Origin of the sequence: Algoriphagus marincola DSM 16067 (genome assembly GCF_000429405.1) — a bacterium.
In the GTDB taxonomy this organism is placed as follows: Bacteria; Bacteroidota; Bacteroidia; order Cytophagales; family Cyclobacteriaceae; genus Algoriphagus; species Algoriphagus marincola.
On sequence record NZ_AUBU01000014.1, the window covers coordinates 35,994 to 60,394 of the forward strand.

Sequence of the window (24,401 nt, forward strand, 5' to 3'; positions counted from 1 at the left end):
AAAATGTTATTCCAACTCGAAAAGAGACAAAAGTTTTTTGTTTAGCATTTTGACTTCCGGAACAGAGAGCGAACCAAGCCTACCTATTACCAGTGATTTATCCAAGGTGGCAATTTTTGAAGTCCTTAGGAGGGAGGCTTTCTTCAAACCATTAAATGAATTTGGGTTTAACAACAAATCAGAATCTTCCTTCCACTGTAGTTGGGTAGAAATGAAGCTAACGGTAACATCTAAATTACGAGCAAAAAGAACCAATGCAGGACGTTTTTTCGTTCCTGACAAATCGGTGAATGGAAATGGAACTAGAACGATGTCACCCTTCACCATCAGTATTTTTCCTTTAGGTCTTTTTCCTCATATAAGTCCTCCTCTTCCTGTAAAAATGAAAAAGCTTCTGACTCTGAGACTATTTTCTCCATTCCTTTTTGAATCAGTTGCTCTTCATATTTCTTCAAAATAAAGTCAGCAAAATCTGAAACTTCATTAATCTTTTCTGAAGGAAGTTTTTCCAGGATTTCGATGGTTTTTTGGATTATAGCTTCTTTTGTCATGGCTTTATTTCTTTTTTTGAATGTACGAAAAAATGAATTAAAGGCTCACCCTGCCCAGCCTTCACGGTCCAAGCTTCGATACTGAATGGCCTCGGCTAGGTGCTCCACTTTGATGTCCTTGCTGTCGGCAATGTCTGCTATGGTTCGGGCAACTTTAAGTATTCGGTCATAGGCTCGGGCGGAGAGCCCTAAGCGCTCCATTGCAGTTTTGAGCAGGGCTTTTCCGGCTTCGTTGATTTGGCAGACTTCTTTGACCATATGTGAAGGCATCATGGCATTGCAATAGACTTCAGGATTGTTTTGGAAGCGGTCTTTTTGTCTTTCCCTCCCTTGGATTACTCGTTCACGAATGGCTTTGCTGGATTCTGCTTTACGGGTGGAGGTCATCTCGTCAAACTTCACCGGGGTGACTTCCACATGTAGGTCTATTCGATCGAGTAGGGGGCCGCTGACTTTGTTGAGATAGCGCTGCACGATGCCCGGACCGCAGACGCATTCCTTTTCGGGATGGTTGTAGTAGCCACAGGGACAGGGGTTCATACTGGCAATGAGCATGAAATTGGCCGGATAGTCTACGGAAACCTTTGCTCGGGAAATGGTCACTTTTCGCTCTTCGAGGGGTTGTCGCATTACCTCCAATACCGTCCGTTTGAATTCGGGCAATTCATCTAAAAACAGCACTCCATTATGTGCAAGGGAGATCTCTCCGGGTTGGGGATTTCCTCCACCTCCAACCAAAGCAACGTCTGAAATGGTATGGTGGGGACTCCGGAAGGGTCGATTGGCAAGTAGGGATGCATTTTTTCCAAGCTTTCCAGCTACTGAGTGGATTTTTGTAGCTTCCAAGGCTTCCTGAAGTGAAAGTGGAGGAAGGATGGATGGCAGTCGCTTGGCAAGCATGGTTTTGCCCGCTCCAGGAGGGCCGATCATGATCACATTATGGCCGCCCGCTGCGGCGATTTCCATTGCCCGTTTGATGTTTTCCTGGCCTTGCACATCAGCGAAGTCAAATTCGACATCATCCAGAGAATGATAGAAAATCTCTCTGGTATCGGTGACGAGCGGTTCGATCTCCAAATCCCCCATCAAAAAATCAGCGGCTTGCTGGAGAGTTTCCACTCCAATGATGTCTAGATTATTGACGATGGATGCTTCTTTGGCATTTTCCAGAGGAAGAATAAAACCCTTGAATCCGCGCTTTCGTGCTTCGATGGCGATAGGGAGTACTCCTTTGATCGGTCTGAGGTTACCGTCTAGGGACAGCTCACCCATGATGACATAGCGATCTAGCTCAGGAAATTCCACCTGCTCTGAAGCTTGCAAGATTCCCATGGCGATCGGAAGGTCGTAGGCTGAGCCTTCTTTCCGAATATCGGCAGGGGCTAGGTTAATCACTACCTTTTGCCTCGGCATTCGAAATCCGAAGTACTTCAGAGCGGATTCCACCCGTTGTTGAGATTCCTTGACCGCCGAGTCGGGTAGTCCCACCATGTAGAAACTGGTACCTTGTCCGACATTGACTTCTATCGTGATGAGATTGGCATCTACTCCTGATACCGCACTGCCAAAAGTTTTTGCTACCATAATAAAAAAGGAAACCGTTTTTGGTTTCCTTAATATACAGGTTTCGGATTGAAACCGTTAATCTTCGGTGAAATTTTGTCTTGGAGGAATTGACCCTGAATCTCCTTCTGCAGGTTTTTGTGGTGTCTCCTTCTTGGGTTTGTCCATTGTCTTGGGATGCTCAAAATCGTAAATTTTGGCTTTTAAGGAATTCATTTCAGACTCCAAATTTTTGATTCTTCCATTTAGGGAGGATTTTACAGCTTTTCCTATCAGCCACGAAATCAAGAAAAGGACCAAGCCCGTGAGCATGATTTTTACGACCGAATTGGAAGTGACCTCTGCAATACCCACGAGGCTTCCCATGGTGTCAAATGCAATGAAAAAGATCAAAATGCCTACAAAATAGACAAGGAGAATAATCTGAAGAATCCTGTGAAATTTTTGCATGGGTATAAATATTAAATCATTCGAATATACTAAACGGACTGAATACTGGAAAGCTTTTGGTACAAGCCCTGCTCCTGAATCAAGTCTTGGTGGCTTCCCCTTTGGATGATTCTTCCCTGCTCGATGACCAAAATTTCATCGGCATGCTGAATAGTACTCAGTCGATGTGCAATGACCAAGGTAGTCCGGTTTTTCATTAATTGGGTTAGGGCCTCCTGCACTAGTTTTTCAGATTCAGAATCCAAGGCCGAAGTGGCCTCATCCAAAATTAGAATGGGTGGATTTTTAAGCACAGCTCTAGCAATACTCAGTCTTTGTCGCTGTCCTCCGGAAAGTTTACTGCCCCGCTCACCGATGCTGCTTTGGTAGCCATTCTCCATTTTAAGGATAAATTCATGAGCATTGGCAATCTTAGCCGCCTCGATGACAGCTTCCTCCGTCACTCCTTCCAGTCCAAATGCTATATTATTGAAGACCGTATCATTGAATAAGATGGATTCCTGGGTCACAATGCCCATTTGTCTTCGAAGAGATTGCAAGTCGAGGTCTTGTAGGTTTATTCCGTCAATTAAAATTTTTCCCTCACTAGGATCGTAGAACCTTGGTACCAAATCGGCTAAAGTGGATTTGCCACCTCCCGAAGGCCCCACTAGCGCGATGGTCTTTCCTTTTTCCAAGTCAAAGTGTATGTCCCTCAGTACTTGCTTATCTCCGTAAGAAAAGCTGACATGTTGAAAAGAAATTCTGTCTTGAAAGCCCTGAAGTTTCTCGGCTTTTGCTTTGGATTGGATTTTTGGCTGTGTGTCCACTACTTCAAATATCCGCTCTGCCGAGGCAATACCCCGCTGTATGCTTGAAACAGCCCGGGAAATTTCCTTTGCCGGATTTAGCACTTGCGTGAAAATGATAATGTAAGTAATAAATTCCGCTGCATCTAAGCTGGATTCACCGCTGAGTACCAAGCTTCCTCCATAGACCAGAATGCCTGCCACTACGGTCACTCCCAAAAATTGAGAAATGGGAGAAGCTAGTTCGTTTTTACGAGCCATGTTAATATTGACTGCCGCATATTGATCGGTTTCTTCGTCAAATTTTCCAAACATAAAACGCTCCGCATTGAAGGCCTTGATGACCCGCATGCCGCCCAGCGTTTCATCCAAAATATTGACGATTCGTCCCAAACTCTGCTGACTTTCTACGGCCCGTTTTTTTAGTCTTCGGGTGATGCCTCCAATGATTGCCCCTGAGATGGGAATCAATAAAATGGTGAAAATGGTCAATTTGACTGACATGAAAAATAGAACCGCGAAATAGAGGATGATCGTAGCGGGTTCCCGGAAAACCACCCGAAGGGACTGTACAATGGTGTTTTCAACTTCCTGCACGTCGTTGGTCATTTTAGACATCAAGTCACCTTTGCGCTCATCAGAAAAATAACCCAAATGAAGACCGCTGACTCGTTGGAAAATATCAGTACGCATTCCCTTGATGACTTTTGCCCGAACTTTAGCCAAAACTACCCCTGATAGGTAAGTGAAGAGGTTGGCCAAAAAGACCGAAAATACAATCACGATGCAGACAAAGGCTAGTGTACCTACTTTGCCATAGCTTTCCTGAGCCTGAATAAAATAATGATTAAACAGCCCAGAGAAATAGGAAAGACTTAATTCGAATGAAGGAGCTTCCCGAAACTGATCAAGTTTATCTGCCGAAACTTGATCAAAAATCACATCAAAAAGTGGCTTGAGAAGGGTGAAATTGACTAAGCCAAAAATAATGGACAGTAAGGTGTAAAGAATATAAGCAGGAACGAACTTGCCATAGGGTCTGGCATAGGACAGGATCCTTAGATAGGTCTTCATGAAGTAAACAATCCAATTTTTGCTTGCAAGTTACGCAAATTTAGTGAGGAGCTTTCCACTTGGATGGTCAGAATCGTGATTCCAGGAAAGCTCTTCAAATTCAAAAGTTATATTCCGGACGAATGAAATTCCATCGTAAACCCAACTGAATGACTTGGGAATTATCAGGGGCATCAAGGTCTTGTGCTGTTCGTCTCCGGAATATATGTGTGGCATCCACAAAGAGATTATGCTTGAGCATGTAGCTAGCCACCAGATTTGTTTGGAATACCTTATTCTCGATTCCCTGTCCAGTCACATTTCCAAAAAGACCTGTCGGACTTCCTTCCAGCCTGTTTTTTAATACATCACCTCCCCAGTTGGTCTCAGGGTCAGGATCGCTTCCATACAGTTGATAATTGCCTAGCAATGTCATTTGAAGTTTCGGGATAGGCTGGTATCGAAGGATACCCAGGAATTCTTTGAAATTGGCTCCAAGAGGATGAGTTAGTGGAGTTCGCCAGTTGGAGTAGGATTGGTAGTCAAATTTTTCTTGAAAAGTGTAAGGTCTAGCCGTATTGAATTCCAATTGAACATCGAGATTGGATAGCCCCAACACGTTGATATACTTATATCCTGCCTGTACTCCGTACTTATTTCTTTTTGAGCCTTTTCCGTCTATTCCGAAGAATTCATTGAATACAAACTCATCCAGTGCAAATTGCCCATAGAGTTGCATCCCGGGGCGGAAGTTCCATTTGGCATCCATTCCGAGCATCACTTTGTCGGGTGTCCCGAGCTGCTGCTCCACCCAGCGGAAAAACACGACAGGGTTGAAATAATTGAAATTGACCTTATCTGTCATGACAGACTCAAAGAAACCAAGATTCAGTTTTTTGCCGATATCGACTCCCAATCGATGCATAGAGAAATACTTCTGGGGATAGCGTCCGTCGGTAGGTCTTCCCCTGTCAAAAATCACATCCGCGGTCATCTGAGTCCAGAGATTAGTCAGCTGAAACCTTCCAAATCGTGTGTTGATTTTGACAAACATGTAGGGGTTTGAAAAATCTGAAAGCAGAAAGGATCGGTACCCTTCGCCAATGAAATTGCGATCATGCCCAACCTGCGCTTGAATACTTTTAGTCAAATGAAAGTTGACATGTCCTCTAGCGGAGAAAAAGCTATATCCGCTCGAATTATATTCTTTCCAAAAACCCTCACCGGGTACTGCTCCTCGGTACTCGGCATAGTCTTTCACCCAACTTGGGAAAAACAATTCGGTAGTCGTGAGGTAGGTGAAAAAGCTCACTTTTTTATCAATCGCTCCCCGTACTACAAATCCACGGCTGAGTTGAGCCGGGCGATCATCGTAGTCATTTTCCATGCCTCCGGCCAAATAAATAACGGGACTGAGATGAATATCAAAGTCCTCCGAGTAGGAATGGGCAAAGTCTCCGGGTCGTCGGTAAAGCTTTTTGAGAAAAGGTTTCTTGGAATCAGGAGTTTCTTGATTTACAAATTCCCAATTATCCTGTGCGAGATAGGAGAGGTTGAATCGATCCGAAGCAGTTTGGATGACCGGGTCCTTAGCGAGGCTGTCTAAAAATAGGGCCAGTTTATCCCTGCGTATGGGTTTATAGCCTGTCTGGAAAAAGGGATTGTTGTACCCTTGGAGGATTTCGTATCGCTCAAATCGGTGATAGTAGTCCCGCTCAAAAGGGATGTAACTTCCTTGTGCCAAGCTTTCCAAAGCGAAAGCACTAAAGAAAAGGACGATAATTAGAGTTGATATAGATTTATCCCAAGAAAAGAGCTGCTTCATGTAGGGCTGAAATTTAAATAGCAAGCCCTTTATGGGCTGTTTAAATCGAAAAATAGTAGTTTTGTATTCTACTCAGTTGCCGTAAGGGCAATTTCTGTTAAAAAAAGTCTGATGGTCAGATTATTTTTAGCAAAGATTTTGTCTCTTTTTACAAAAAGGGTAACTTTGTGCCTCATTTGAGCAAGCGCCGACAAAAACACTGAAAATATGAAAAAAGATATTCATCCAAACTACAGACCAGTAGTCTTTTATGACACTTCTTCTGAGTTTAAATTCTTAACCCAGTCTACTATCGAAACCAGCGAGACAATCGTTTGGGAAGATGGTAATGAATATCCCCTATACAAAATAGAGGTAAGTTCTCAGTCGCACCCTTTCTACACCGGAAAGAAGATGCTTTTGGATACTGCTGGTCGAGTAGAGAAATTCAACAGAAGATACGCGAAAAAGTAAGGTCGTATTTATCACAAAATTCAAAAAGTCTTCCAGAGCAAAGTTTCTGGGAGACTTTTTTATTTTTGCCTCATGGAAAATATCCTTTTGTTTGATGACCCTTCGATTCGTGGGGCATTACTACCTTTCACTTTTACCCGTCCCATCGCTGATATCAGAGTAGGTATTTTGAAAATATCCGAAAAATGGGAGAAGTTCTCAGGTTTTACCCCTTCTTTTTTGACCCAAGACTATCTGCAGGACCTTTTTCCTCGTCAATCTGGTGCTCACTTAGCTGTAAACGGAGCACTTATTCCCACTCCGGAATTATGGGAGGAATTAGGTAAGTTAGGTGATGGACAGGCGTTGTATTTTGGAAAAACACTGGTGGCTAGCTATATCGGTGAGACTGAAAAGAATTTGAGCCACATCTCAAAAAAGCAAGCTGTACAGCTCAATTTTGAACCTGTGATGATTCAAAAAAGCTGGGAGATTTTCCAGTTCAATGGCAGAGAAATACGACGGGATTTTGAGCTAATGACCAAGGACAGAAGAAGTCAAGTCATCACAGACCCTCACACCAAAGTCTATTCTCCTGAAAATATTTTCATCGAAGAAGGTGCTGTCATTCGGGCATCTATTTTGAATGCTGAGGGAGGGCCGATCTACATCGGAAAGAATACAGAAATCCAAGAAGGTTCTTTGATTCGTGGACCATTTGCCCTTTGTGAAGGCTCTACGGTGAATATGGGTGCAAAACTCCGGGGAGATACCACAATAGGTCCTCATTCCAAAGTAGGAGGTGAGGTTTCAAATTCGGTGATTTTTGGCTATTCCAATAAAGGCCACGAGGGCTTTTTAGGAAATTCGGTCATCGGTGAATGGTGTAACCTAGGAGCGGATACGAATACAAGCAACTTGAAAAACAACTATGCTCCTGTCAAACTTTGGGATTATATCCGAGGTGGCTTTACCAATACTGGTTTGCAGTTTTGTGGCTTGATGATGGGAGACCATTCCAAATGTGGGATCAATACCATGTTTAATACAGGAACTGTTGTAGGGGTAGGTGCCAATATTTTTGGAGATGGTTTTCCAAGAAATTTCATCCCTTCATTTGCCTGGGGTGGGGCAGCAGGTTTTTCTACCTTCCAGTTTCCAAAATTTCTCCAAACTGCCCAAGCCGTCATGCAGCGCAGAAAGGTTGAGCTAGGGGAAAAAGACCAAGAAATGCTTCAGAAAGTTTTTGATTTCAGCAAGAACTATAGAATTTGGGAAAAATAATATAATACCTCATTTGCATGCAGTTTGCTCAAATTCCCGGACTAGAAGATACCAAAACCAGGCTTGTACAGGCGGTTAAAAATAACCATCTGGCGCATGCCTTGCTTTTTCATGGGCCGGAAGGTTCGGCATCACTGACTATGCCATTGGCTCTTGCCACTTACCTGTACTGTGAGAATCCAACAGAAACCGATTCCTGTGGCACTTGCTCCAACTGTCAGCGAATGGCCCGATTGGTTCTTCCTGACTTTAATTTCGTTTTCCCTCGTGTAGCACTAACCAAAGAGGAGCAGAAAAAAGCAGATCAGATCAATGCTCAACTATTAGCCAATTTTCGTGAGTTTGCTTCCAAAACGCCCTATGCAAATATTCACGACTTTATTCAGCTGAATAAATTTGAAAAGAAAAAGCTCAATATCTCAGTAGCCGCTGCAAGGGAAGTCATCCAGTCTCTTTCACTCTCTTCCTTCGAGGGCAGCTACAAAATTATGATGATTTGGGCTGTGGAGCATCTCAATACAGAAGCTTCCAATGCATTATTGAAGATTTTGGAGGAACCACAACCCGGGACGTTTTTTATGCTAATCACTTCCCAGCCGGATCAGTTGTTGACGACTATTTTATCTCGAACCCAAAAAATTAACATTCGCTCTTTCACCGATCAGGAGATACAGGATTATTTGATCGCCTCTCAAGGATGTAACGAAGAAGTGGCACGTCAAGTAGCGATGATAGCTGATGGCAATATTCGTACAGCTGTGAGAATGGTCGATCAGGTCGAAGATAAGCAGGTGATTTGGATCCGGGACTGGTTTAGGCTTTGTATGACACGAAAGTTTGCCGCTTTATTTCAGCGAGCTGATGAATTCAGTAAATCCAACCTTGACTATCAAATGTCCTTGTTACAAACAGGCCTGAATGTCGTGCGGGAGATTTTGCTTCAAAATGCCAATGCCGAAAAGCTTTTGCGTACCCAAGGTGATGACCGGGATTTTATCCAAAAGATCAGTGCGTCTGTAATTGATGCCGACTCTGCAGCTCTTTTGTATGAGAAATTTAATACAGCCATCTATCACTTAAATAGAAATGGAAATGCGAAGTTGATATTTACCGATCTCTCTTTGCAGGTCCTGCTTTTAATGTATCGCAATGTCAAAGCAGCCTAAAACCACCATCGGAAGAAAAGAGCGCATCAGCTTACATGGATTGGGACTAGACTCTGTCTGGGCCAAAGTTGATACAGGGGCCTACACCAGCGCGCTACATGCTGAGCATATCCGATTGGAGGAGCAAGAAGGAAAAGAGGTACTCGTATTTCAGGTTTTGATGCCCGGACATAAAAAATTCACAGGAGAGGAAGTCGTTTTTGAAAACTTCAGAGAAAAGAAAGTTAAAAATTCATTCGGGCAGGCAGAAATCCGATATTTGATTGAGACCGAGTTGGAGCTAGGAGGAAAGAAGTTTCAGGCTGAGTTTACCCTGACTGATCGGTCCAAAATGAAAAACGCCATCTTGCTCGGGCGTAAAATTTTAAAAGGGAGATTTTTGGTAGATGTAGACTCCATCAATCTTTCCAAAAACAAAAATTCAAAGAATTCATGAAGATCGCCATACTATCCCGAAACAGTAACTTGTATTCTACGCGCAGACTTGTGGAGGCGGTCAAAGCTGCAGGCCATGAGGCGGTCGTAGTCGATCATAGTATATGTGATCTGATCATCGAGCAGGAAGGCCCTTCGATCATTTTTAAAGGCCAAAGTCTTACTGATATTGATGCTATTATTCCCAGGATTGGCGCGTCTGTAACTTTTTATGGTACCGCCGTGGTTCGTCAGTTTGAGCTGATGGGAGCATTTTCGGCAAATAATTCCCAGGCAATTGTCCGAAGTAGAGATAAGTTGCGTAGCCTTCAGATTCTTTCTAGAGCAGGTTTGGGTATGCCTAAGACGGCATTCACTAATTTTTCCAAAGGTGGAGAAAAGCAAATCATTGAGCATGTGGGAGGAGCCCCTTTGATCATCAAACTATTGGAAGGCACTCAAGGGCTCGGTGTAGTTTTGGCAGAGACCAAAAAGGCCGGGCAGTCTGTCATCGAGGCTTTTCATGGGCTTAGGGCTAGAATTATTGTTCAGGAATTTATCAAAGAAGCTAAAGGAGCTGACATCCGAGCTTTCGTAGTCAATGGCAAAGTCGTCGGGGCAATGAAGCGACAAGGAGCTGAGGGTGAGTTTCGCTCCAATTTACATCGTGGAGGGAAAGCTACCGTGATCAAACTTTCCCGAGCTGAACGAGCAGCGGCTTTGGGGGCTGCTAAAGCGCTAGGACTTGACGTAGCGGGTGTGGACATGCTTCAGTCTGACCGGGGTCCCTTGATTTTGGAAGTGAATAGTTCTCCCGGACTAGAAGGTATCGAAAAGGCTACAGGTGTAGATGTCGCCGGGGCAATTATCAAATTTATAGAAGAAGGAGTACAGAAAAATTCTCCAAAACGTAGTGCAGATCAATGACGAAAATAAAAATAGGGACGAGAGGGAGCAAACTGGCGCTTTGGCAGGCAAACCATGTTCAGGATTTATTGGAGCAAGGTGGGTTAGAAGCCGAGATTGTCATCATCGATACCAAAGGAGATCAGATACTGGATGTCTCCATTTCAAAAATTGGAAGCAAGGGGGTTTTTACCCAAGAGCTTGAAGATCAACTACAAGATGGGCGAATAGATATTGCAGTTCATTCTGCAAAGGATATGCAATCTTCCCTTCCGGAAGGTTTCGAAATCATCGCATTTACCGAGCGAGAGCTTCCCCACGATGTGATTCTTTCTCACAAAAAATCCATTTATCTGGACGATTCGTCCAAGCCTCTTCTTTTGGGTACATCATCTACTAGACGTGTGGCCACCTTGAAGCATTTTTATCCCCATGTCAAAACAGTAGAAGTTCGAGGCAACCTCCAAACCCGCATCCGAAAGATGGAAGAGGGTTTGTGTGATGCCCTGCTTTTAGCCTATGCCGGGGTTCATCGGATGGGGTATGATGAGATGATTGCTGAGAATTTGTCACTGGACAAATTCATTCCGGCGGTGGGGCAGGGCTCTGTCGCCATCGAAGCATCTACCAATCTTGATCCATTTCTAAAGGAAAAAATAATCGCCACTTGTGATCATCCCCAGACATCCCAAAAGTTGAGGGCGGAAAGAGCTTATTTGAGAGTTTTAGAAGGTGGGTGTAGCATTCCTGTTTTTGCTTTGGCTGGACATAAAGATGACGACTTGACACTCAAAGGCGGAATTGTCAGTTTGGATGGGCAAAAAAGAATTTTCTTCGAAGTAGAGGGGCCAGTTACTGATCCAGAGGGCCTAGGAGAAAAGCTCGCAGCGAAAGTATTTGCAGCAGGAGGAAAAGAAATTTTAGAAGATATAAAATCCAATTTAAATCAATGAGTATAAAATCATTTCTTGGTATTGCGCTGGCTGTATTCGCAATGCTTGGCTGCGCAGGTCAGAAGGAACAAGTCATCCGAATAGATACTAGGCATGGTGAAATCGTGGCTGTGCTATTTGATGATACTCCGGTTCACAAGTCGAATTTCCTTGATTTGGCTGAATCAGGTCGCTTTGATTCCACTGAGTTTCACCGAGTGATTCCTGATTTTATGGTACAGGGTGGGGATGTTTTTAGCAAGGAAGAAATGCCGGCTGAGGAGTGGCCGACATTGCCGGCTGAGATATTGCCTCATCATTTTCACAAAAAAGGAATGATCGCCGCTGCCAGACAAGGGAACAATATCAATCCTGAACGTAGATCTAGTGGTTCACAGTTTTACATTGTCCTTGGCGAGGAATACACGGAATTAGAGCTTACGACTGATATGCCTAAGCTTCAGGCAGCATTTATGCAGTATGTGCAACTTCAAAGTCAGGATTCCCTACGCGTGCTATACAATCAGCTATATGAGCAGGAGGAATTTGATTCGCTTACACAGGTGATTTTATCAAAGCGGGACGAGATAGAACAGTCGCTGAACATGAAATTGACCAAGGATATGTCAGCAGAGCAAATTCAAGCTTATACCACCGTAGGAGGAACGCCACATTTGGATGGGGAGTATACGGTATTCGGTGAGGTGATTTCAGGAATCGATGTCGCCGAGAAGATTGCTCAAGAGCCGAGAGCTTCTCGAGATAGGCCTGTGAATCCTGTATATATGACCGTCAAAGTCGAATCCATGTCCCGATCTCAAATCGAGCGGGAGTTTGGTTATGTGTATCAAAATGAAAAATAAAAAGCGGATATTTTTAACGGGAGCAAATGGTCTTCTGGGGCAGAAGCTGATAGACTTGCTGGATAATCATCAAGACTATGAGCTCATTGCTTCTGGACGAGGAGCATCCCGTCTTGGGGATAGAGCAGTGAAGTATGTCTCCTGTAATCTGGAAGACAAGGAGACTGTCACCAAAACCCTTGAAGAAATTCGGCCTGACATCATTATTCATGGTGCTGCCATGACTCATGTCGATATTTGTGAGCAAAACCAGGAGGCCTGCTATAGCGCTAATGTTTTGGCGACAAAATATCTTATTGATGCTTCCCAGTCCTTTAGCCCGCATTTTATTTTCGTATCGACAGATTTTATTTTCTCCGGAGAGAAAGAATTATTGACCGAAGAGGAGGACGCAGCTCCGGTCAATTATTATGGTCAGACAAAGCTGGAGGCAGAGGAGCTCGTAAAAAAATCGGGCCTTAAATGGGCAATAGCACGAACAGTCTTAGTTTTTGGAATCTCACCCGGTTTGAGTAGAAGTAATATTGTGCTGTGGGTGAAGGAAAGTCTGGAGCAAGGAAAGACCATTCAGGTAGTCAATGACCAGTTCCGTACTCCTACTTTGGCAGAAGATCTAGCAATGGGCTGTTTCTTGATTGCTCAAAAGGGTGCCAAAGGGGTATTTAATATTTCTGGTCCAGATTTATTGACTCCCTATCAAATGGCCTTAGAAGTAGCAGACTATTTTGATTTGGATCAAAGCTTGATTCAGGAAACGGATAGCACGAAGTTTACCCAGCCAGCCAAACGCCCCTTAAAAACAGGTTTTGTAATCAAAAAAGCCCAAAAAGAGCTTGGATACGAGCCGAAAACTTTCCGAGCGGCAATTGGTATTTTGGCAAAACAAATTATCTTAGCCCGCTCTTAAAAAGCGTTATTTCCCAAAAATTTAACATTCGCATCATCTATGGCAGTAAGTGCAAACCCCGAATCGAGGGGACAATTTGGTTCTAGCTTAGGGTTTATCATGGCAGCAGCAGGGTCGGCAGTCGGCCTTGGGAATATTTGGAGATTCCCTTATTTGACAGGTGAAAATGGAGGTGGAGCCTTTGTTTTTGTTTATCTCATCTGCGTGCTCTTCATTGGTTTACCCCTTCTATTTAATGAGATCGCACTAGGTAGAAAATCGGGTAAAAACCCCATTGGAGCGATTCGTGATACGGGAGGAAATAAATTCTGGCAATTAGCAGGCGTACTTTGTGTGATGGTCTGCTTTTTTGTTTTTAGCTACTATTCAGTGATTGCAGGCTGGACAGTTGGATATATCGTTACAGAGATTATCAATATTCCGGTGAATTTTGAAGAGTTTGTACAGACTCCTCTTTACGTTATCCCGCTGACATTCTTGTTTATCCTCATTACAATTTTGATTGTATTGGGTGGTATTTCTGGTGGTATCGAGAAGGCAGCTAAGTTTCTAATGCCTATCCTCTTTATCATTATCATTTTCATCGCCGGACGCTCTGTCACTCTGGAAGGTGCAGAAGCAGGTATTCAATACTACTTAAATCCTGATTTCTCTAAAATCAACGGTACTGTAGTATTACAAGCTTTGGGACAAGCTTTCTTTTCCATGTCTGTTGGTTGGGGTTTGATGATCACTTTCGGTTCTTATTTACCAAAAGACTCCAACATTATCCAGTCCTCTGGTTGGATTGCTGGAATGGATACCATGGTGGCCCTTTTGGGAGGTTTGATGGTGTTTCCCGCATTGTTTGCCCTTCTTCCAGGAAAAGATCCAGCAGCAGGACCAGCACTTGTATTCGACGTTTTACCAAGGGTATTTGATGCCATGCCGGGCGGAAGCATCATTGGTGCACTATTCTTTTTATTGCTAATGGTTGCAGCTTTGACCTCTACAATCTCGATGCTAGAGGTTCCTGTTTCTTACTTGATTGATGATAGAAAGTGGAATCGTACCAAAGCTACTTGGACTGTAGGTATTGCAGCGATGTTGATGTCTGTACCTTCTGCACTTTCCTCAATTAAGGGTAATTTCTTTGCTGAGATTCGATTCAACTTCTTGAGCAATCCGATAGAAGGATTCTTTGGAGCAATGGACTTTATCTTCGGTACTTTCGCAGTAATTGTAATTTGTTTGATGCTTTCTCTTTACACCGGATGGGCGCAGAAAATTGGAAAGTTTGCTGACGAATTAGCGTTGGGTTCTCCAGGTTTTAAGGGAATCTATCGTATAGGCTGGGTTTTCTTTATCAAATGGGTTTGTCCAATTGTAATTATTCTATTGATTTTGAACATGGTAGGATTGTTTGGAGCACCTCAGGCTGCTTAATAATCTTATTAAATCATACGATTGAAAAGCTGTCTTTCACAAGGCAGCTTTTTTTATTTTTTAAAAAAATCAAGCTGGAGTAAAAGTTTGGAACGATTATTTCATAATATTGAATGATCATTTCAAATATAAAAAAATGCGGGTCCTTCTTGTCGATGATGATTTGATGCATCTTTTAATCTTAAAGCGAATTTTTGAAACTTCGCAGGATATCGTCGTGACCGCGCATAACGGTAAAGAGGCCCTTGAGATTTTGAGTGAGAATTCGGATTTCCATGTAATCCTTACAGATATCCAAATGCCGGAGATGGATGGGGTAGAACTTTTGGCAAAAGTAAAGGAAAACGGTCGAACGAATAAGATACCTGTAGTAGGCTTTACCTCAGGAGATGTGGGTTACTACCGAAAAATATCTTCTATACCATTTGATTCTCTTGTGCCAAAACCCTTAAACTTTTCAGACCTTCATCATATTGCGAAGGAAAAAGCACTTCATGACTTAAATTGATTTTTTGGCAATGGAATTGTACGGTTGATCAAGTCTTTTCGTTTGATCATTAAACCTCAATACCGTTATGAAAAAGCTATTTGTCATTATTTTATTGGCAGGTCTTAGTCTTCCTGCCTTCAGTCAAAACTCAGGATTCGGGATTAAAGCTGGACTCAGTAGTTCAAAGGTGGATTTTGAATCTCAGCAATTCATTCCAGATGGATCTACTACCGGGTATCATTTAGGGATTTTTGCAAGACTTGGAGGAGCTGGTTTTTACGTGCAGCCTGAATTACTCTTTACCCAAACAAGCGGCGAATTTAAGCTCAATCTTCAAGGGAATAATGGCACTGAAAGCTACCGGGCAGATTTTAACCGCATCGATTTACCTGTCATGCTGGGAGTTAAAATGTTCAAATTAATCCGGCTACAAGCAGGACCGATTGCTTCATTCAATGTGAATTCCAATTTGGAAAATGCGGCCGGAACGGTAAATGATGTCAACTTTAAAGAGGCTAGTATAGGATATCAAGCAGGTGCAGGGGTGGATATAGGCAATCTTTTTATAGACGTAAAATATGAAGGCGGTTTGAGTAGTGTAACCCAACAGGTTGCTGGTTTCGAGACTGACAACCGACTGAATCAGTGGATTCTTTCTGTTGGATTCAAAATCTTCTAAAATCCTATTTCAATCCAAAAAAATAGCCCGGTAAGTATGAATCTCACCGGGCTACTTTAATTAAAGCCTAATTCACTGCATCACTTTTTGATCAGGTTGGGCTAGTTTTTGGATTTCTTCCAGCTCAACGATGTACACGCTTCGGCCATGCGTACCGATGACAAGATCATTTTCTCGTTCCTGAATGACCATGTCATAGATGGCTACGTTTGGAAGTTCGCCTTGGAAAAGATTCCAGTTGTTTCCTCCATCCATGCTGACATACAATCCGTGATCTGTTCCTAAATAAAGGATATTCGGGTTAGTGTGATCTTCCACGATGATATTGGTAGACTCTTCAGGAAGGTTCCCTTTGATGGAAGTCCAGTTCTTGCCATAATCGGAACTTTTGAAAACATAGGTTTTGAATTCATCATAGCGATAGCCATTCAAAGTGATGTAGACCAAACCCTCCCGGTGTTTTGAAGGTGCGATGGAGCTTACCCAACGGTCCTGAGGCAGACCATCATTGAGTGATGCCCAGATACCTCCATTATTTCTGGTAATCCATACATTTCCATCATCAGAGCCCGCGTACAAGGTCCCAAATTCAAAAGGTGATTCTTCTACAACGGTCAAAGTAGCAAATGGAACATTTCCACTTTTTTGATTTTTGGTCAAGTCAGGAGATATAGTAGTCCAGGTGCTGCCCTGATCCAGGCTTTGGTACACATACTGGGAGCCCATGTAAATGATGTCTTGATTATGGTGGCTCAAACGAGCAGGTGTCCTCCAGTTCCAGCGATTGGGTTCATTTCCGATATCATGTCCCGGTGTTATCCGTTTTCTGTCACCAGTCGATTTGTCGATACGGAAGTAATTTCCAAACTGGAACCCAGTGTAGACAATGTCATTGTCTCTCGTATCTACTGCCACGACCATTCCATCACCCCCCATCAAGGATTCCCAGCGATCGGATGGGTCATTTTTAGAGCTACCAAACCATACCCCATTGTCCTGCATCCCGCCATAGACATTGTACGGGGAAGCATTGTCTGTCATGATGGAATAAAATTGCGAAATAGGCATTTGGGTATTCAGATGATCCCAAATGGCTCCACCGCCATAGCTTCTGTAGAGTCCACCATCATTCCCAAGAAGAATATGCTTTCCATCTTGTGGATTGATCCACATGGACTGATGATCGGAGTGTGGGCGACCCACAGAATCAGTTCGGGTGAAGTTTTTACCTCCATCCCTTGAGACCAACAGCGGTACTCCCAAGACGAATACTTCATCTTCATTTTCGGTACCAACTCGGACTTCCCCAAAGTAGTACCCATAGGTATTGTAAAGTCTGCTTAGATCAGATTCTGATACTTTTTTCCAGGATTTACCAGCATCCTCGGAGCGAAAGACCTCAGCTCCGATGATGGGTGCTGAAAATAAAGCTTCATTGGCATCATTTGCATTTCCATTGTAGTTAGCGATTTGCGCTGTTGTGATTTTTCCGGTTCGAAGCTGTCGCTTGATTTCACTGGCTGTGTATTTGGAAGCAAATTGATTTCTTCGAAGGAATGAATTTAAGCGAGCATCTTCTAGGCCCATAGCATCTTCTATAGACAAGCCTTGAAAGTCTTCAAACTTCAAAGGGTTCTCTTCTTGATTTCTCCGCCTTCTTGGCTCCTCTTGTTCTTTGTCTGAAGGGCCTTGGTTGTCATGCAAAGCATAGACTACATCAGGATTACTCTGTGCAAAATCAAAACCAATTCTGCCTACAAATTCGTTTTGGGGGAAACCATCCACTGCTTTTTTCCAGGTTTTACCTCCATCTTCTGAGCGCCAGATAGCCGAGCCTTCTCCGTTACCAATGAAATCATGTGCTTGCCTAAAACGCTCCCAGGAAGCTGCTAGCAAGATGTCAGGATTATTGGGATGCACTTTGATGTCAATGATTCCGGTATTATCATCGATGTAAAGGGCTTTCTTCCAAGATGCTCCTCCATCTGTGGTCATGTAAAGTCCTCTCTCCTTGTTTTGAGAGTAAAGTCCTCCCATAGAACCTACCCAAACGATATCAGGATTGGTCGGATGAATCTGGATCTGACCGATGTGCTGTGAGTGGGGTAGGCCCATGAATTGCCAGGTTTTTCCGGCATCAGTGGATTTGTAGACTCCTGCACCAGCATAGGTGGATCGGCTGGAATTGTTTTCTCCGGTGCCTACCCAAAGGACATTATTATCCGATGAGGAAAGTGCCATATCTCCAATTCCCAGCACTCCCTGATGGTCGAAGATCGGAGTGAAGGACTGGCCATTGTCTTCCGTCTTCCATACGCCTCCAGATGCTGCGGCGATATAAAAGGTGTTGGGATTTTGGGCTACTTCGATGTCTACGATTCGGCCAGACATATTCGTGGGGCCGATATTTCGAGCCTTGAAGTCTTTGAGTGGGGTGGAAGCATAGAGTTGTCTGTGTTTTTCGACTGCTTCAATAAGTTCTTTTTCCGTGGTGGGTTTGATTTGCTGAGCGGAAGCTGTGCCCATGAAGAGCATCCCTGCAGCAGCTAAAATCAGGTAGGTAGGTGATTTTTTCATCTGATTATAATTTGTTTTTTAGAGGTCAGATGGAATCTCGCACAATTTACAATCATCCCAGTGTGTGTCGCTTGCGTCATGCTCGATTTCATGTGTTTATAATTTGATTTTCAATTGCCACATGGAATGCCCTACCCCGATGTATCGGGGCATCCCCCGTGTGAGAATTAATTCTCATGGGCATTTCATGTGGATTTTTTAGATCAGGATGGAATATAAGCATAAGAGGGCAAAACCGAATCAGCTTTGCCCGCAAATGGAAATGGGAAGAGATAAGTGGTTTTTATTGACTGACTAGTCTGGTTTTATAGATCACTGAATAATCATTTTCGGCCTCTGAAAAATTAAGCGAGAACCAGATTTCATCTTTGGAGATGGATTTATAAAGGTTTCCCAGAATTTCTGGTTTCTTGATAACAGGACTGAGTTGGGAGCCATCGAAAAGCACAAAGCCACCGCGGTTTGATTTTTCAGCGATTTCAAAAATTTTACTAAAATTTCCGCCGGTTTCTGAATTTACTTTTTGGAATTCTTCCTCGGTCAAACCAGATAAATAATCAATTAAAAATTGCCGATCTTCCGTCACATGAATTCCATTGATAGTCCCTACAAAAAGATCTCTTATATTGAATGAATCCGATGTTTTATCGCTTGTTGGTTCATTTTCTATAAAATTTTCAAAAGGGATTTTTTTTACAGATGGAGTTTGTCCTAGGTCATTTATTGGGTAGCCATAAATTTTTGGTTCGTTTCTAAATACCAAAAAGAGACTGTCTTTGGTTACCGCTAATTGACGAAAATAAAGAAGGTCAAAATAGGCTTTTTCAGTGTTGCTGAATTTTGAGGATTTAGGGAATTTGATGGCAGGCTCAAATTCACCTGTTGTCAAATCTAAAACTTCAACATGTCGAGCATTCTGCTGATAATCTATACCTCCAGCGCCCCATTTATCAATATCTCTTCCTGAAATGTTCGCAAAAACCTGATTCCCTAGGACCTGAATATTGTTGCCATTCGTGATTTGTAAGGTAGAAAAAACAGAAAAACCCAACTCATATTCCTCCTCCAATTTCCCTGTATTATTAAATATATAAAATGTGGAGCCTGTGGATAAAATAAATTCTTGGTTGGAAATAAACTTAGCAAGACCCCAACGAGTATCTTTGTATAAGCCCGGCCCTTCGCCTTTAAGAAAGAGTTTCTCTTGGATATCTCCCTTTGGGTTCGCAATTAAAATTGTATCCGTATTTTGATCGATCATCAGATAATTTTGCCCATCTGGACTGATATCCATCAGTAATAAATTCCCCAAATAATCTATAACCAAGGAGTCGTAGACTTCGAATTTTAAATTTTGCTCGCTTAAAGATATTTCAAGCTTTTCGCTTTCGGATTCACCACAGGCAGTCAAAAATCCCACGAGGATTGAAAAAAGAATGATATTAACTCTCATTTGTGCTCTAATTAATATTTTAAAAGTAAGCTTATTCTGTCAATTATTTATTTAGTAAAAACAAAAAACTTAATCAATCAAATTTGTACTTAAAAATTCTCACAAAATCTTCTTCCACTTCTTCAGAGGCGGATTTTTGAAACCAAAGTACATTTCCTGCCGCCAAGAAACCTCCCGTATCCACTCCTTGAGGTAAGTCTATCCGGTCCAGCAGTTGGAGTGTTTCCAGATCAAAAACCAAAAAACCCTTGGGTACGTCCTCTTCCAATTTATCAAACAATAACCCTGCTTCCTCTTGATTTCCGGATTGCCAAAGCTCTCCAGCTTCTTTTACTTTCTCGGGGTCCATTCCTGCATAATAATGAAGGATCAATTTATCACCTACTCGATGAATATTCCGGACAGAAGGAGTGCTTCCGTCGACTGTAATACTTCCTTCCGAAAATTCATTTCGCTCTCGTACTGGTAGCTCCCTAAACTCAGGAATGGTTAAGTTGATCGCGGTATCCAGATTGACACTTTCCCCGCTCATATCATAAATTCTCAATATTGACTCCCCTCCCAAACTTATATACAATTTACCTTCTATCCATTCGACAGAGGGGGTATAGTCACTCTCGATGTAACCTTTCCCGTTTTTAAAAATACTACCTGTTTCAAAAGGGATGATTTCGGTGGATTCACCTGAAGCTACATTGATCCACTCCAAAGCTCTGAAACGATCATAAAAAGCTTGTTCTCCCGGGTAGGTGTCTCTGGGCCGAACGGATTTTGATAAAATGAATTCTTGGTTTTGATGAGTAAAGGTTTCGATGGATTTCCCGACTTGAGGCATAAATGCTGCTCCTCCTACTGCCTCAGGATGTTTGATTTCTTTGGTCAAATTACCTTCCAAGTCGTAAATGAAAATTCCTCTCATTCCGTTTACCACAACTTGGTCATTTCCTAAAAATCCCGGTAACTCCATCATGAAGCCGTAAGCGTCCGGTGTGTCTTCAGTTTTTGAAAATTTTCCCAGAAGTTTTCCGCTTTGATCCAGCGAAATGATTTCGCTAGCAGCATAGTCATAGATTAAAATCCGACTACCATCCTGACTTACATCGGCCAAAATGGGGTCTCCCAGAAGTTTGTAGTCTACTGAGTCCACTTTTTCGATGGAGAGGGAATCCATTTCTTCAAGTCCCTCTGCTGTTTGATTACTTTCTCCGCAGGAAAAAAGAAAAAAAGCAGCAATCATCACTACAGGAAGGGAGTATCCATTGTTTTTCATCAAAGGAGTTGGTTAAGTTTAATTTTAAAAATAAAAAAATCCACGAAGTTATCGTGGATTTTATAGTTGATTAACCAATAATATTTCCTTCATCGTCCCATTTGACGACTTTGCCCCGATCCTCGGGTTTCAGATAAAATGCCGTGTATTTTTCGGGATTGGAAAGTCCATGTTTATCCAAGACCTGCTGTGGAATTCCGTCCCAGACATTTGGCGTGTTTCCTTTGTATCCCATATACTTCCAGCCTGCCTCTGTGGTAAAATAGCCTGTGCAGGTTAGATTTCGAAGTAAATTGAACCACCTGACTCCACCTTCATAAGCTGGGTCGGCTTTGTCAGGCCAAGCGACCAATTCAATGATTTCGATGACCTGATCTTTGGAAAGCTCATTGAAAGGTTTTCCAAATTTTTCATCTGCCTCGAAATCCAGCCACATCAAACCACCTCTCATTGGAGTCTGATAGCTGGGCTGGTCTAGCATCATAAAATCCATGAAATCAGTCACTTTCAATTCAGTAGCTGCCGGAGATTCGGAATCTGCCGGCATAATGATATCTACCAGTGTATCCAGTTTTTTGCGCTCCTCTTCTGTGAAAAAGGAGTCAGCTAAAAGTTTGGCGTCTCTTGCCTTTTCCTCAGCGGTTCGACCTCCCGGAGTGCCGCCTTCGAAAATCTGTCCGCTTACAGCTTGCTCCTCTGTTTCACAACCGGTCATAAACAAGCCCGCTCCCAGAGAGCCTGTGAAAAGCAATTTGAGGTTTTCTCTTCTGTTCATGGCTTAGATATTTTTTTGTTTCAACTGATCGACTATGTAATCGGAAGTTCTCCAAGAAAGGGCAAGAATGGTCCAGGTTGGGTTTTTGTCTGCTTGTGAGACAAATGGCCCTGCATCCACTACGAACAGATTGTCGCAGTCATGGGCTTGGCAATTGGAGTTGACCACGGACGATTTAGCATCATTTCCCATTCGGGTTGTGCCGACCTCGTGAATGATTCGTCCAGGTGCCGCTAGTCCATACTTGCTTTCAGGTCCGGGTTTTGAACCCAGCAATATTGCCCCAGCATTGGTCAGGATTTCCTCAAAGGTATCCTGCATATGTTTCGCCTGCTTGATTTCCTGATCAGACCAAGTATAATTAAAACGAAGTACAGGAATTCCATATTTGTCGACTACATTCGGATCGATCTCACAGTAGTTGTCGTAGCGAGGAATACTTTCTCCTCTGCCTGACATACCTAATGTGGACCCGTAAATTCGTCGAATGTCCTTTTTCAATCCTTCTCCATAGCCTCCGTTAGGACTTGGGTTGCCAAATTCATCCTTGATGTATTTTCGCATACTGTCCATGCTCATACCAGTACCGTAGGCAGGTTGCCCCATACCACCCCAGTATTCAATGTGGTAGCCTCTTGCAAAGTCCAACTTCTTATTATCTAACCACCAAGGGGTGTACATGTGCATGCCACCAACACCGTCTTCATTGTATCGCTCTCGATCAATCAAGTCAGGCATGATTCCCATTCGGTCAGCTCCTGTAGAATCATGTAAGTATCTTCCCAGTACGCCTGAGTCCCCACCAATCCCATTGGGATGAGACTTTGACTTGGAGTTCATCATGATTCGCGCCGATTCACAAGCAGAAGCTCCAAGTACGACTACTCGAGACCGGAGTTTATACTCCTTCATATCTACCTTGGATACAAAAGAAACGCCGGTTGCTTTACCTTGATCATCGGTCGTCACTTTGCGTACCATTGAAAAAGTGTAAAGGTCAACCTTTCCTTTTTTCATGGCAGGATGTACGAGGCAAGTTCCTGCAGAAAAGTCTGCATAGGCCTGACAGGCTCGATTACATTGGTTGCAGAAAAAGCAAACGCCCCGCTCGTTATTGATAGGGCGGGTGAGCATAGAAAGGCGTGATGGAATCATCGGGATTCCGGCACGATCTGCTCCTTTCTTTATAAATAGTTCATGAAGTCTGGGTTTTGGTGGAGGAAGGAAAAAGCCATCAGGCTCGTTGTAAATACCTTCTTTGGTACCAAAAACTCCGATCAACTTATCGACACGGTCATAGTAGGGCTTTAGCTCATCATAGCCGATAGGCCAGTCATCACCCATGCCGTCAATGCTTGCTCTTTTGAAATCATTCGGACCAAATCGAAGAGAAATTCTTCCCCAGTGATTTGTTCGGCCTCCGACCATACGAGATCGGAACCAGTCGAATTGAGTGCCGTTTTTTCTAGTGTAAGGTTCACCTTCGATATCCCATCCGCCGATAGCTGCATCAAAATCTCCAAATGGGCGAATTCTTGTTCCTGCACCTCTTCTTGGCGATTCCCATGGTGGTCTGAGTTGAGTCCGGTCTTCATCCTTAGCCGGATCAAAGTCGCCACCTGCCTCTACAACGGCTACCGAAAGGCCTGCCTCTGAAAGAACCTTAGAAGCCATGCCTCCTCCGGCACCGGAGCCTACAATAATCACATCATAGGTATCCGGAGTCTCTTTGATTTGAAAGCTCATTTTTTAAAAATTTTAATGAAGTCGAAAATATAGGTTAAAAAAATAGATAATGAAAGTAAGCTTTTTTAAAAAAGACTAATCTGATTTAAATTCCAAATCTTCTTTGGGGTAGACTATGTTTTTTAGGCTTCAACCAAAGATTCGATATAAGGCCAAACCGTTTCAAAGACTATCCGATGCCCCTCCTCAGTAGGATGAATTCCGTCTGGTAGGTTCAAATCTGGATTTCCTGCGACCCCTTCAAGTAGAAAGGGAATAAGTGTCACGTTCTTTTCAGCAGCCACTTCTGGGTAAATGGATTTGAATTCATCGGTATATTCCTGACCCATATTCGGTGGGATTTGCATCCCTGCCAAAATGATATGAGTCTCAGGATACTTATTTCTAACCTCATCGATAATTTTTTCCAGATTACTGCGTGTTTCGCTAAGTTGGATGCCTCTTAGACCATCATTACCACCAAGCTCCAGCACAAAAATGTAAGGCTCTTCTTCCAAAAACCAATCCAACCGGCTAAAGCCACCTGCAGTGGTCTCCCCGCTGAGTCCTCCATTGATGACCCTGTACTCTTCATATCCCAAGCTATCCAAACGATTTTGAGTAAGACCAGCGAAAGAATCTTCCTTATCAATCCCGTACCCAGCAGTCAAACTGTTACCAAAAAAAAGGATTGTCTTCTTGGATTCTTTTTCCATAGCTTCATTCTCTACGCTGTCAAGCTCTGTAGTTTTCGAAGTTTTATTTTCGCTACAAGATGAAATTAGGGTCATCGAAAATAAAATCAACAATAGTAGGTATGAAGAGGAGGTTTGGAGTTTGTTCATTATTTCAAAAGCTCTTTCTGTGGTTAAA

23 protein-coding genes are annotated in these 24,401 nt (G+C 43.0%); 11 read left to right on the forward strand and 12 right to left on the reverse strand.

Going from position 1 to position 24,401, the window contains the following annotated elements; genetic code table 11:
• Window positions 1-6 precede the first annotated feature (6 nt).
• From G457_RS0113120 to G457_RS0113150, 6 genes are all read right to left on the reverse strand, one after another.
• On the reverse strand, window positions 7-327 hold the full coding sequence (locus tag G457_RS0113120) for a type II toxin-antitoxin system PemK/MazF family toxin (RefSeq protein ID WP_026946892.1): 321 nt from the start codon (window positions 325-327) through the stop codon (window positions 7-9).
• On the reverse strand, window positions 327-551 hold the full coding sequence (locus tag G457_RS0113125; protein ID WP_026946893.1) for a hypothetical protein: 225 nt from the start codon (window positions 549-551) through the stop codon (window positions 327-329). Before G457_RS0113125 ends, G457_RS0113120 begins: the two co-directional genes overlap by 1 nt.
• A 45-nt stretch (window positions 552-596) precedes the next feature.
• Window positions 597-2,135, reverse strand: a complete 1,539-nt coding sequence (locus G457_RS0113130; protein WP_026946894.1) for a YifB family Mg chelatase-like AAA ATPase — start codon at window positions 2,133-2,135, stop codon at window positions 597-599.
• 57 nt (window positions 2,136-2,192) lie between these two features.
• Window positions 2,193-2,564: a hypothetical protein gene (locus G457_RS0113135; RefSeq protein WP_026946895.1), complete on the reverse strand. Its 372-nt coding sequence runs from the start codon at window positions 2,562-2,564 to the stop codon at window positions 2,193-2,195.
• 29 nt (window positions 2,565-2,593) lie between these two features.
• Entirely contained in the window at window positions 2,594-4,426 is a 1,833-nt protein-coding gene (locus G457_RS0113140) for an ABC transporter ATP-binding protein (protein ID WP_026946896.1), read from the reverse strand.
• Between the two features lie 100 nt (window positions 4,427-4,526).
• Window positions 4,527-6,230, reverse strand: a complete 1,704-nt coding sequence (locus G457_RS0113150; RefSeq protein WP_035483883.1) for a hypothetical protein — start codon at window positions 6,228-6,230, stop codon at window positions 4,527-4,529.
• A 207-nt stretch (window positions 6,231-6,437) separates the two neighbouring features.
• On the opposite strand from G457_RS0113150, the gene G457_RS0113160 reads away from it, so the two are divergent.
• The 11 genes from G457_RS0113160 (at window position 6,438) to G457_RS0113215 (ending at window position 15,728) form a co-directional block, all read left to right on the forward strand.
• Complete coding sequence (locus G457_RS0113160; RefSeq protein ID WP_024283367.1) at window positions 6,438-6,683, forward strand: type B 50S ribosomal protein L31; 246 nt, start codon at window positions 6,438-6,440, stop codon at window positions 6,681-6,683.
• 72 nt (window positions 6,684-6,755) lie between these two features.
• Window positions 6,756-7,946, forward strand: a complete 1,191-nt coding sequence (locus G457_RS0113165) for a GlmU family protein (protein ID WP_026946898.1) — start codon at window positions 6,756-6,758, stop codon at window positions 7,944-7,946.
• A 17-nt stretch (window positions 7,947-7,963) separates the two neighbouring features.
• Window positions 7,964-9,112: a DNA polymerase III subunit gene (locus G457_RS0113170; RefSeq protein ID WP_026946899.1), complete on the forward strand. Its 1,149-nt coding sequence runs from the start codon at window positions 7,964-7,966 to the stop codon at window positions 9,110-9,112.
• A complete protein-coding gene (locus tag G457_RS0113175; RefSeq protein WP_035483888.1) occupies window positions 9,096-9,548 on the forward strand; it encodes an ATP-dependent zinc protease family protein in 453 nt (150 codons plus the stop codon). Before G457_RS0113170 ends, G457_RS0113175 begins: the two co-directional genes overlap by 17 nt.
• On the forward strand, window positions 9,545-10,453 hold the full coding sequence (gene rimK / locus G457_RS0113180) for a 30S ribosomal protein S6--L-glutamate ligase (RefSeq protein WP_026946901.1): 909 nt from the start codon (window positions 9,545-9,547) through the stop codon (window positions 10,451-10,453). The genes G457_RS0113175 and rimK overlap by 4 nt, the downstream gene beginning before the upstream one ends.
• On the forward strand, window positions 10,450-11,385 hold the full coding sequence (gene hemC, locus G457_RS0113185; RefSeq protein WP_026946902.1) for a hydroxymethylbilane synthase: 936 nt from the start codon (window positions 10,450-10,452) through the stop codon (window positions 11,383-11,385). The genes rimK and hemC overlap by 4 nt, the downstream gene beginning before the upstream one ends.
• Window positions 11,382-12,227, forward strand: coding sequence for a peptidylprolyl isomerase (locus tag G457_RS0113190; protein ID WP_026946903.1), 846 nt, complete (start codon window positions 11,382-11,384; stop codon window positions 12,225-12,227). Before hemC ends, G457_RS0113190 begins: the two co-directional genes overlap by 4 nt.
• The gene (locus G457_RS0113195) at window positions 12,217-13,134 is read left to right on the forward strand and encodes an SDR family oxidoreductase (protein ID WP_035483891.1); all 918 of its coding nucleotides are present in this window, start codon (window positions 12,217-12,219) and stop codon (window positions 13,132-13,134) included. Before G457_RS0113190 ends, G457_RS0113195 begins: the two co-directional genes overlap by 11 nt.
• Window positions 13,135-13,173: 39 nt before the next feature.
• Window positions 13,174-14,559, forward strand: a complete 1,386-nt coding sequence (locus G457_RS0113200; protein WP_026946905.1) for a sodium-dependent transporter — start codon at window positions 13,174-13,176, stop codon at window positions 14,557-14,559.
• A gap of 136 nt (window positions 14,560-14,695) precedes the next feature.
• A complete protein-coding gene (locus G457_RS0113210) occupies window positions 14,696-15,067 on the forward strand; it encodes a response regulator (RefSeq protein ID WP_026946906.1) in 372 nt (123 codons plus the stop codon).
• Window positions 15,068-15,134: 67 nt separating this feature from the next.
• The gene (locus G457_RS0113215; RefSeq protein WP_026946907.1) at window positions 15,135-15,728 is read left to right on the forward strand and encodes a porin family protein; all 594 of its coding nucleotides are present in this window, start codon (window positions 15,135-15,137) and stop codon (window positions 15,726-15,728) included.
• 72 nt (window positions 15,729-15,800) lie between these two features.
• Here the strand turns inward: G457_RS0113215 and G457_RS21490 are convergent, their stop codons facing one another.
• The 6 genes from G457_RS21490 to G457_RS0113245 form a co-directional block, all read right to left on the reverse strand.
• The gene (locus G457_RS21490; RefSeq protein ID WP_248602861.1) at window positions 15,801-18,305 is read right to left on the reverse strand and encodes a VPS10 domain-containing protein; all 2,505 of its coding nucleotides are present in this window, start codon (window positions 18,303-18,305) and stop codon (window positions 15,801-15,803) included.
• 283 nt (window positions 18,306-18,588) lie between these two features.
• Window positions 18,589-19,758, reverse strand: coding sequence for a hypothetical protein (locus G457_RS0113225; protein WP_026946908.1), 1,170 nt, complete (start codon window positions 19,756-19,758; stop codon window positions 18,589-18,591).
• A gap of 73 nt (window positions 19,759-19,831) precedes the next feature.
• Window positions 19,832-21,028 (reverse strand): DUF4221 family protein, encoded by a 1,197-nt coding sequence (locus G457_RS0113230; RefSeq protein WP_026946909.1) that lies wholly within the window; start codon window positions 21,026-21,028, stop codon window positions 19,832-19,834.
• Window positions 21,029-21,098: 70 nt separating this feature from the next.
• On the reverse strand, window positions 21,099-21,803 hold the full coding sequence (locus tag G457_RS0113235) for a gluconate 2-dehydrogenase subunit 3 family protein (protein WP_026946910.1): 705 nt from the start codon (window positions 21,801-21,803) through the stop codon (window positions 21,099-21,101).
• Window positions 21,804-21,806: 3 nt separating this feature from the next.
• The gene (locus G457_RS0113240) at window positions 21,807-23,549 is read right to left on the reverse strand and encodes a GMC family oxidoreductase (RefSeq protein WP_026946911.1); all 1,743 of its coding nucleotides are present in this window, start codon (window positions 23,547-23,549) and stop codon (window positions 21,807-21,809) included.
• Between the two features lie 122 nt (window positions 23,550-23,671).
• Entirely contained in the window at window positions 23,672-24,373 is a 702-nt protein-coding gene (locus G457_RS0113245) for an arylesterase (RefSeq protein ID WP_026946912.1), read from the reverse strand.
• Window positions 24,374-24,401: the final 28 nt, after the last annotated feature.

Bases quoted from the DNA above. Each gene is read 5' to 3' on its own strand.
- G457_RS0113120 (WP_026946892.1), bottom strand. From the start codon at position 327: ATGGTGAAGGGTGACATCGTTCTAGTTCCATTTCCATTCACCGATTTG.
- G457_RS0113125 (WP_026946893.1), bottom strand. From the start codon at position 551: ATGACAAAAGAAGCTATAATCCAAAAAACCATCGAAATCCTGGAAAAA.
- G457_RS0113130 (WP_026946894.1), bottom strand. From the start codon at position 2,135: ATGGTAGCAAAAACTTTTGGCAGTGCGGTATCAGGAGTAGATGCCAAT.
- G457_RS0113135 (WP_026946895.1), bottom strand. From the start codon at position 2,564: ATGCAAAAATTTCACAGGATTCTTCAGATTATTCTCCTTGTCTATTTT.
- G457_RS0113140 (WP_026946896.1), bottom strand. From the start codon at position 4,426: ATGAAGACCTATCTAAGGATCCTGTCCTATGCCAGACCCTATGGCAAG.
- G457_RS0113150 (WP_035483883.1), bottom strand. From the start codon at position 6,230: ATGAAGCAGCTCTTTTCTTGGGATAAATCTATATCAACTCTAATTATC.
- G457_RS0113160 (WP_024283367.1), top strand. From the start codon at position 6,438: ATGAAAAAAGATATTCATCCAAACTACAGACCAGTAGTCTTTTATGAC.
- G457_RS0113165 (WP_026946898.1), top strand. From the start codon at position 6,756: ATGGAAAATATCCTTTTGTTTGATGACCCTTCGATTCGTGGGGCATTA.
- G457_RS0113170 (WP_026946899.1), top strand. From the start codon at position 7,964: ATGCAGTTTGCTCAAATTCCCGGACTAGAAGATACCAAAACCAGGCTT.
- G457_RS0113175 (WP_035483888.1), top strand. From the start codon at position 9,096: ATGTCAAAGCAGCCTAAAACCACCATCGGAAGAAAAGAGCGCATCAGC.
- rimK (WP_026946901.1), top strand. From the start codon at position 9,545: ATGAAGATCGCCATACTATCCCGAAACAGTAACTTGTATTCTACGCGC.
- hemC (WP_026946902.1), top strand. From the start codon at position 10,450: ATGACGAAAATAAAAATAGGGACGAGAGGGAGCAAACTGGCGCTTTGG.
- G457_RS0113190 (WP_026946903.1), top strand. From the start codon at position 11,382: ATGAGTATAAAATCATTTCTTGGTATTGCGCTGGCTGTATTCGCAATG.
- G457_RS0113195 (WP_035483891.1), top strand. From the start codon at position 12,217: ATGAAAAATAAAAAGCGGATATTTTTAACGGGAGCAAATGGTCTTCTG.
- G457_RS0113200 (WP_026946905.1), top strand. From the start codon at position 13,174: ATGGCAGTAAGTGCAAACCCCGAATCGAGGGGACAATTTGGTTCTAGC.
- G457_RS0113210 (WP_026946906.1), top strand. From the start codon at position 14,696: ATGCGGGTCCTTCTTGTCGATGATGATTTGATGCATCTTTTAATCTTA.
- G457_RS0113215 (WP_026946907.1), top strand. From the start codon at position 15,135: ATGAAAAAGCTATTTGTCATTATTTTATTGGCAGGTCTTAGTCTTCCT.
- G457_RS21490 (WP_248602861.1), bottom strand. From the start codon at position 18,305: ATGAAAAAATCACCTACCTACCTGATTTTAGCTGCTGCAGGGATGCTC.
- G457_RS0113225 (WP_026946908.1), bottom strand. From the start codon at position 19,758: ATGAGAGTTAATATCATTCTTTTTTCAATCCTCGTGGGATTTTTGACT.
- G457_RS0113230 (WP_026946909.1), bottom strand. From the start codon at position 21,028: ATGAAAAACAATGGATACTCCCTTCCTGTAGTGATGATTGCTGCTTTT.
- G457_RS0113235 (WP_026946910.1), bottom strand. From the start codon at position 21,803: ATGAACAGAAGAGAAAACCTCAAATTGCTTTTCACAGGCTCTCTGGGA.
- G457_RS0113240 (WP_026946911.1), bottom strand. From the start codon at position 23,549: ATGAGCTTTCAAATCAAAGAGACTCCGGATACCTATGATGTGATTATT.
- G457_RS0113245 (WP_026946912.1), bottom strand. From the start codon at position 24,373: ATGAACAAACTCCAAACCTCCTCTTCATACCTACTATTGTTGATTTTA.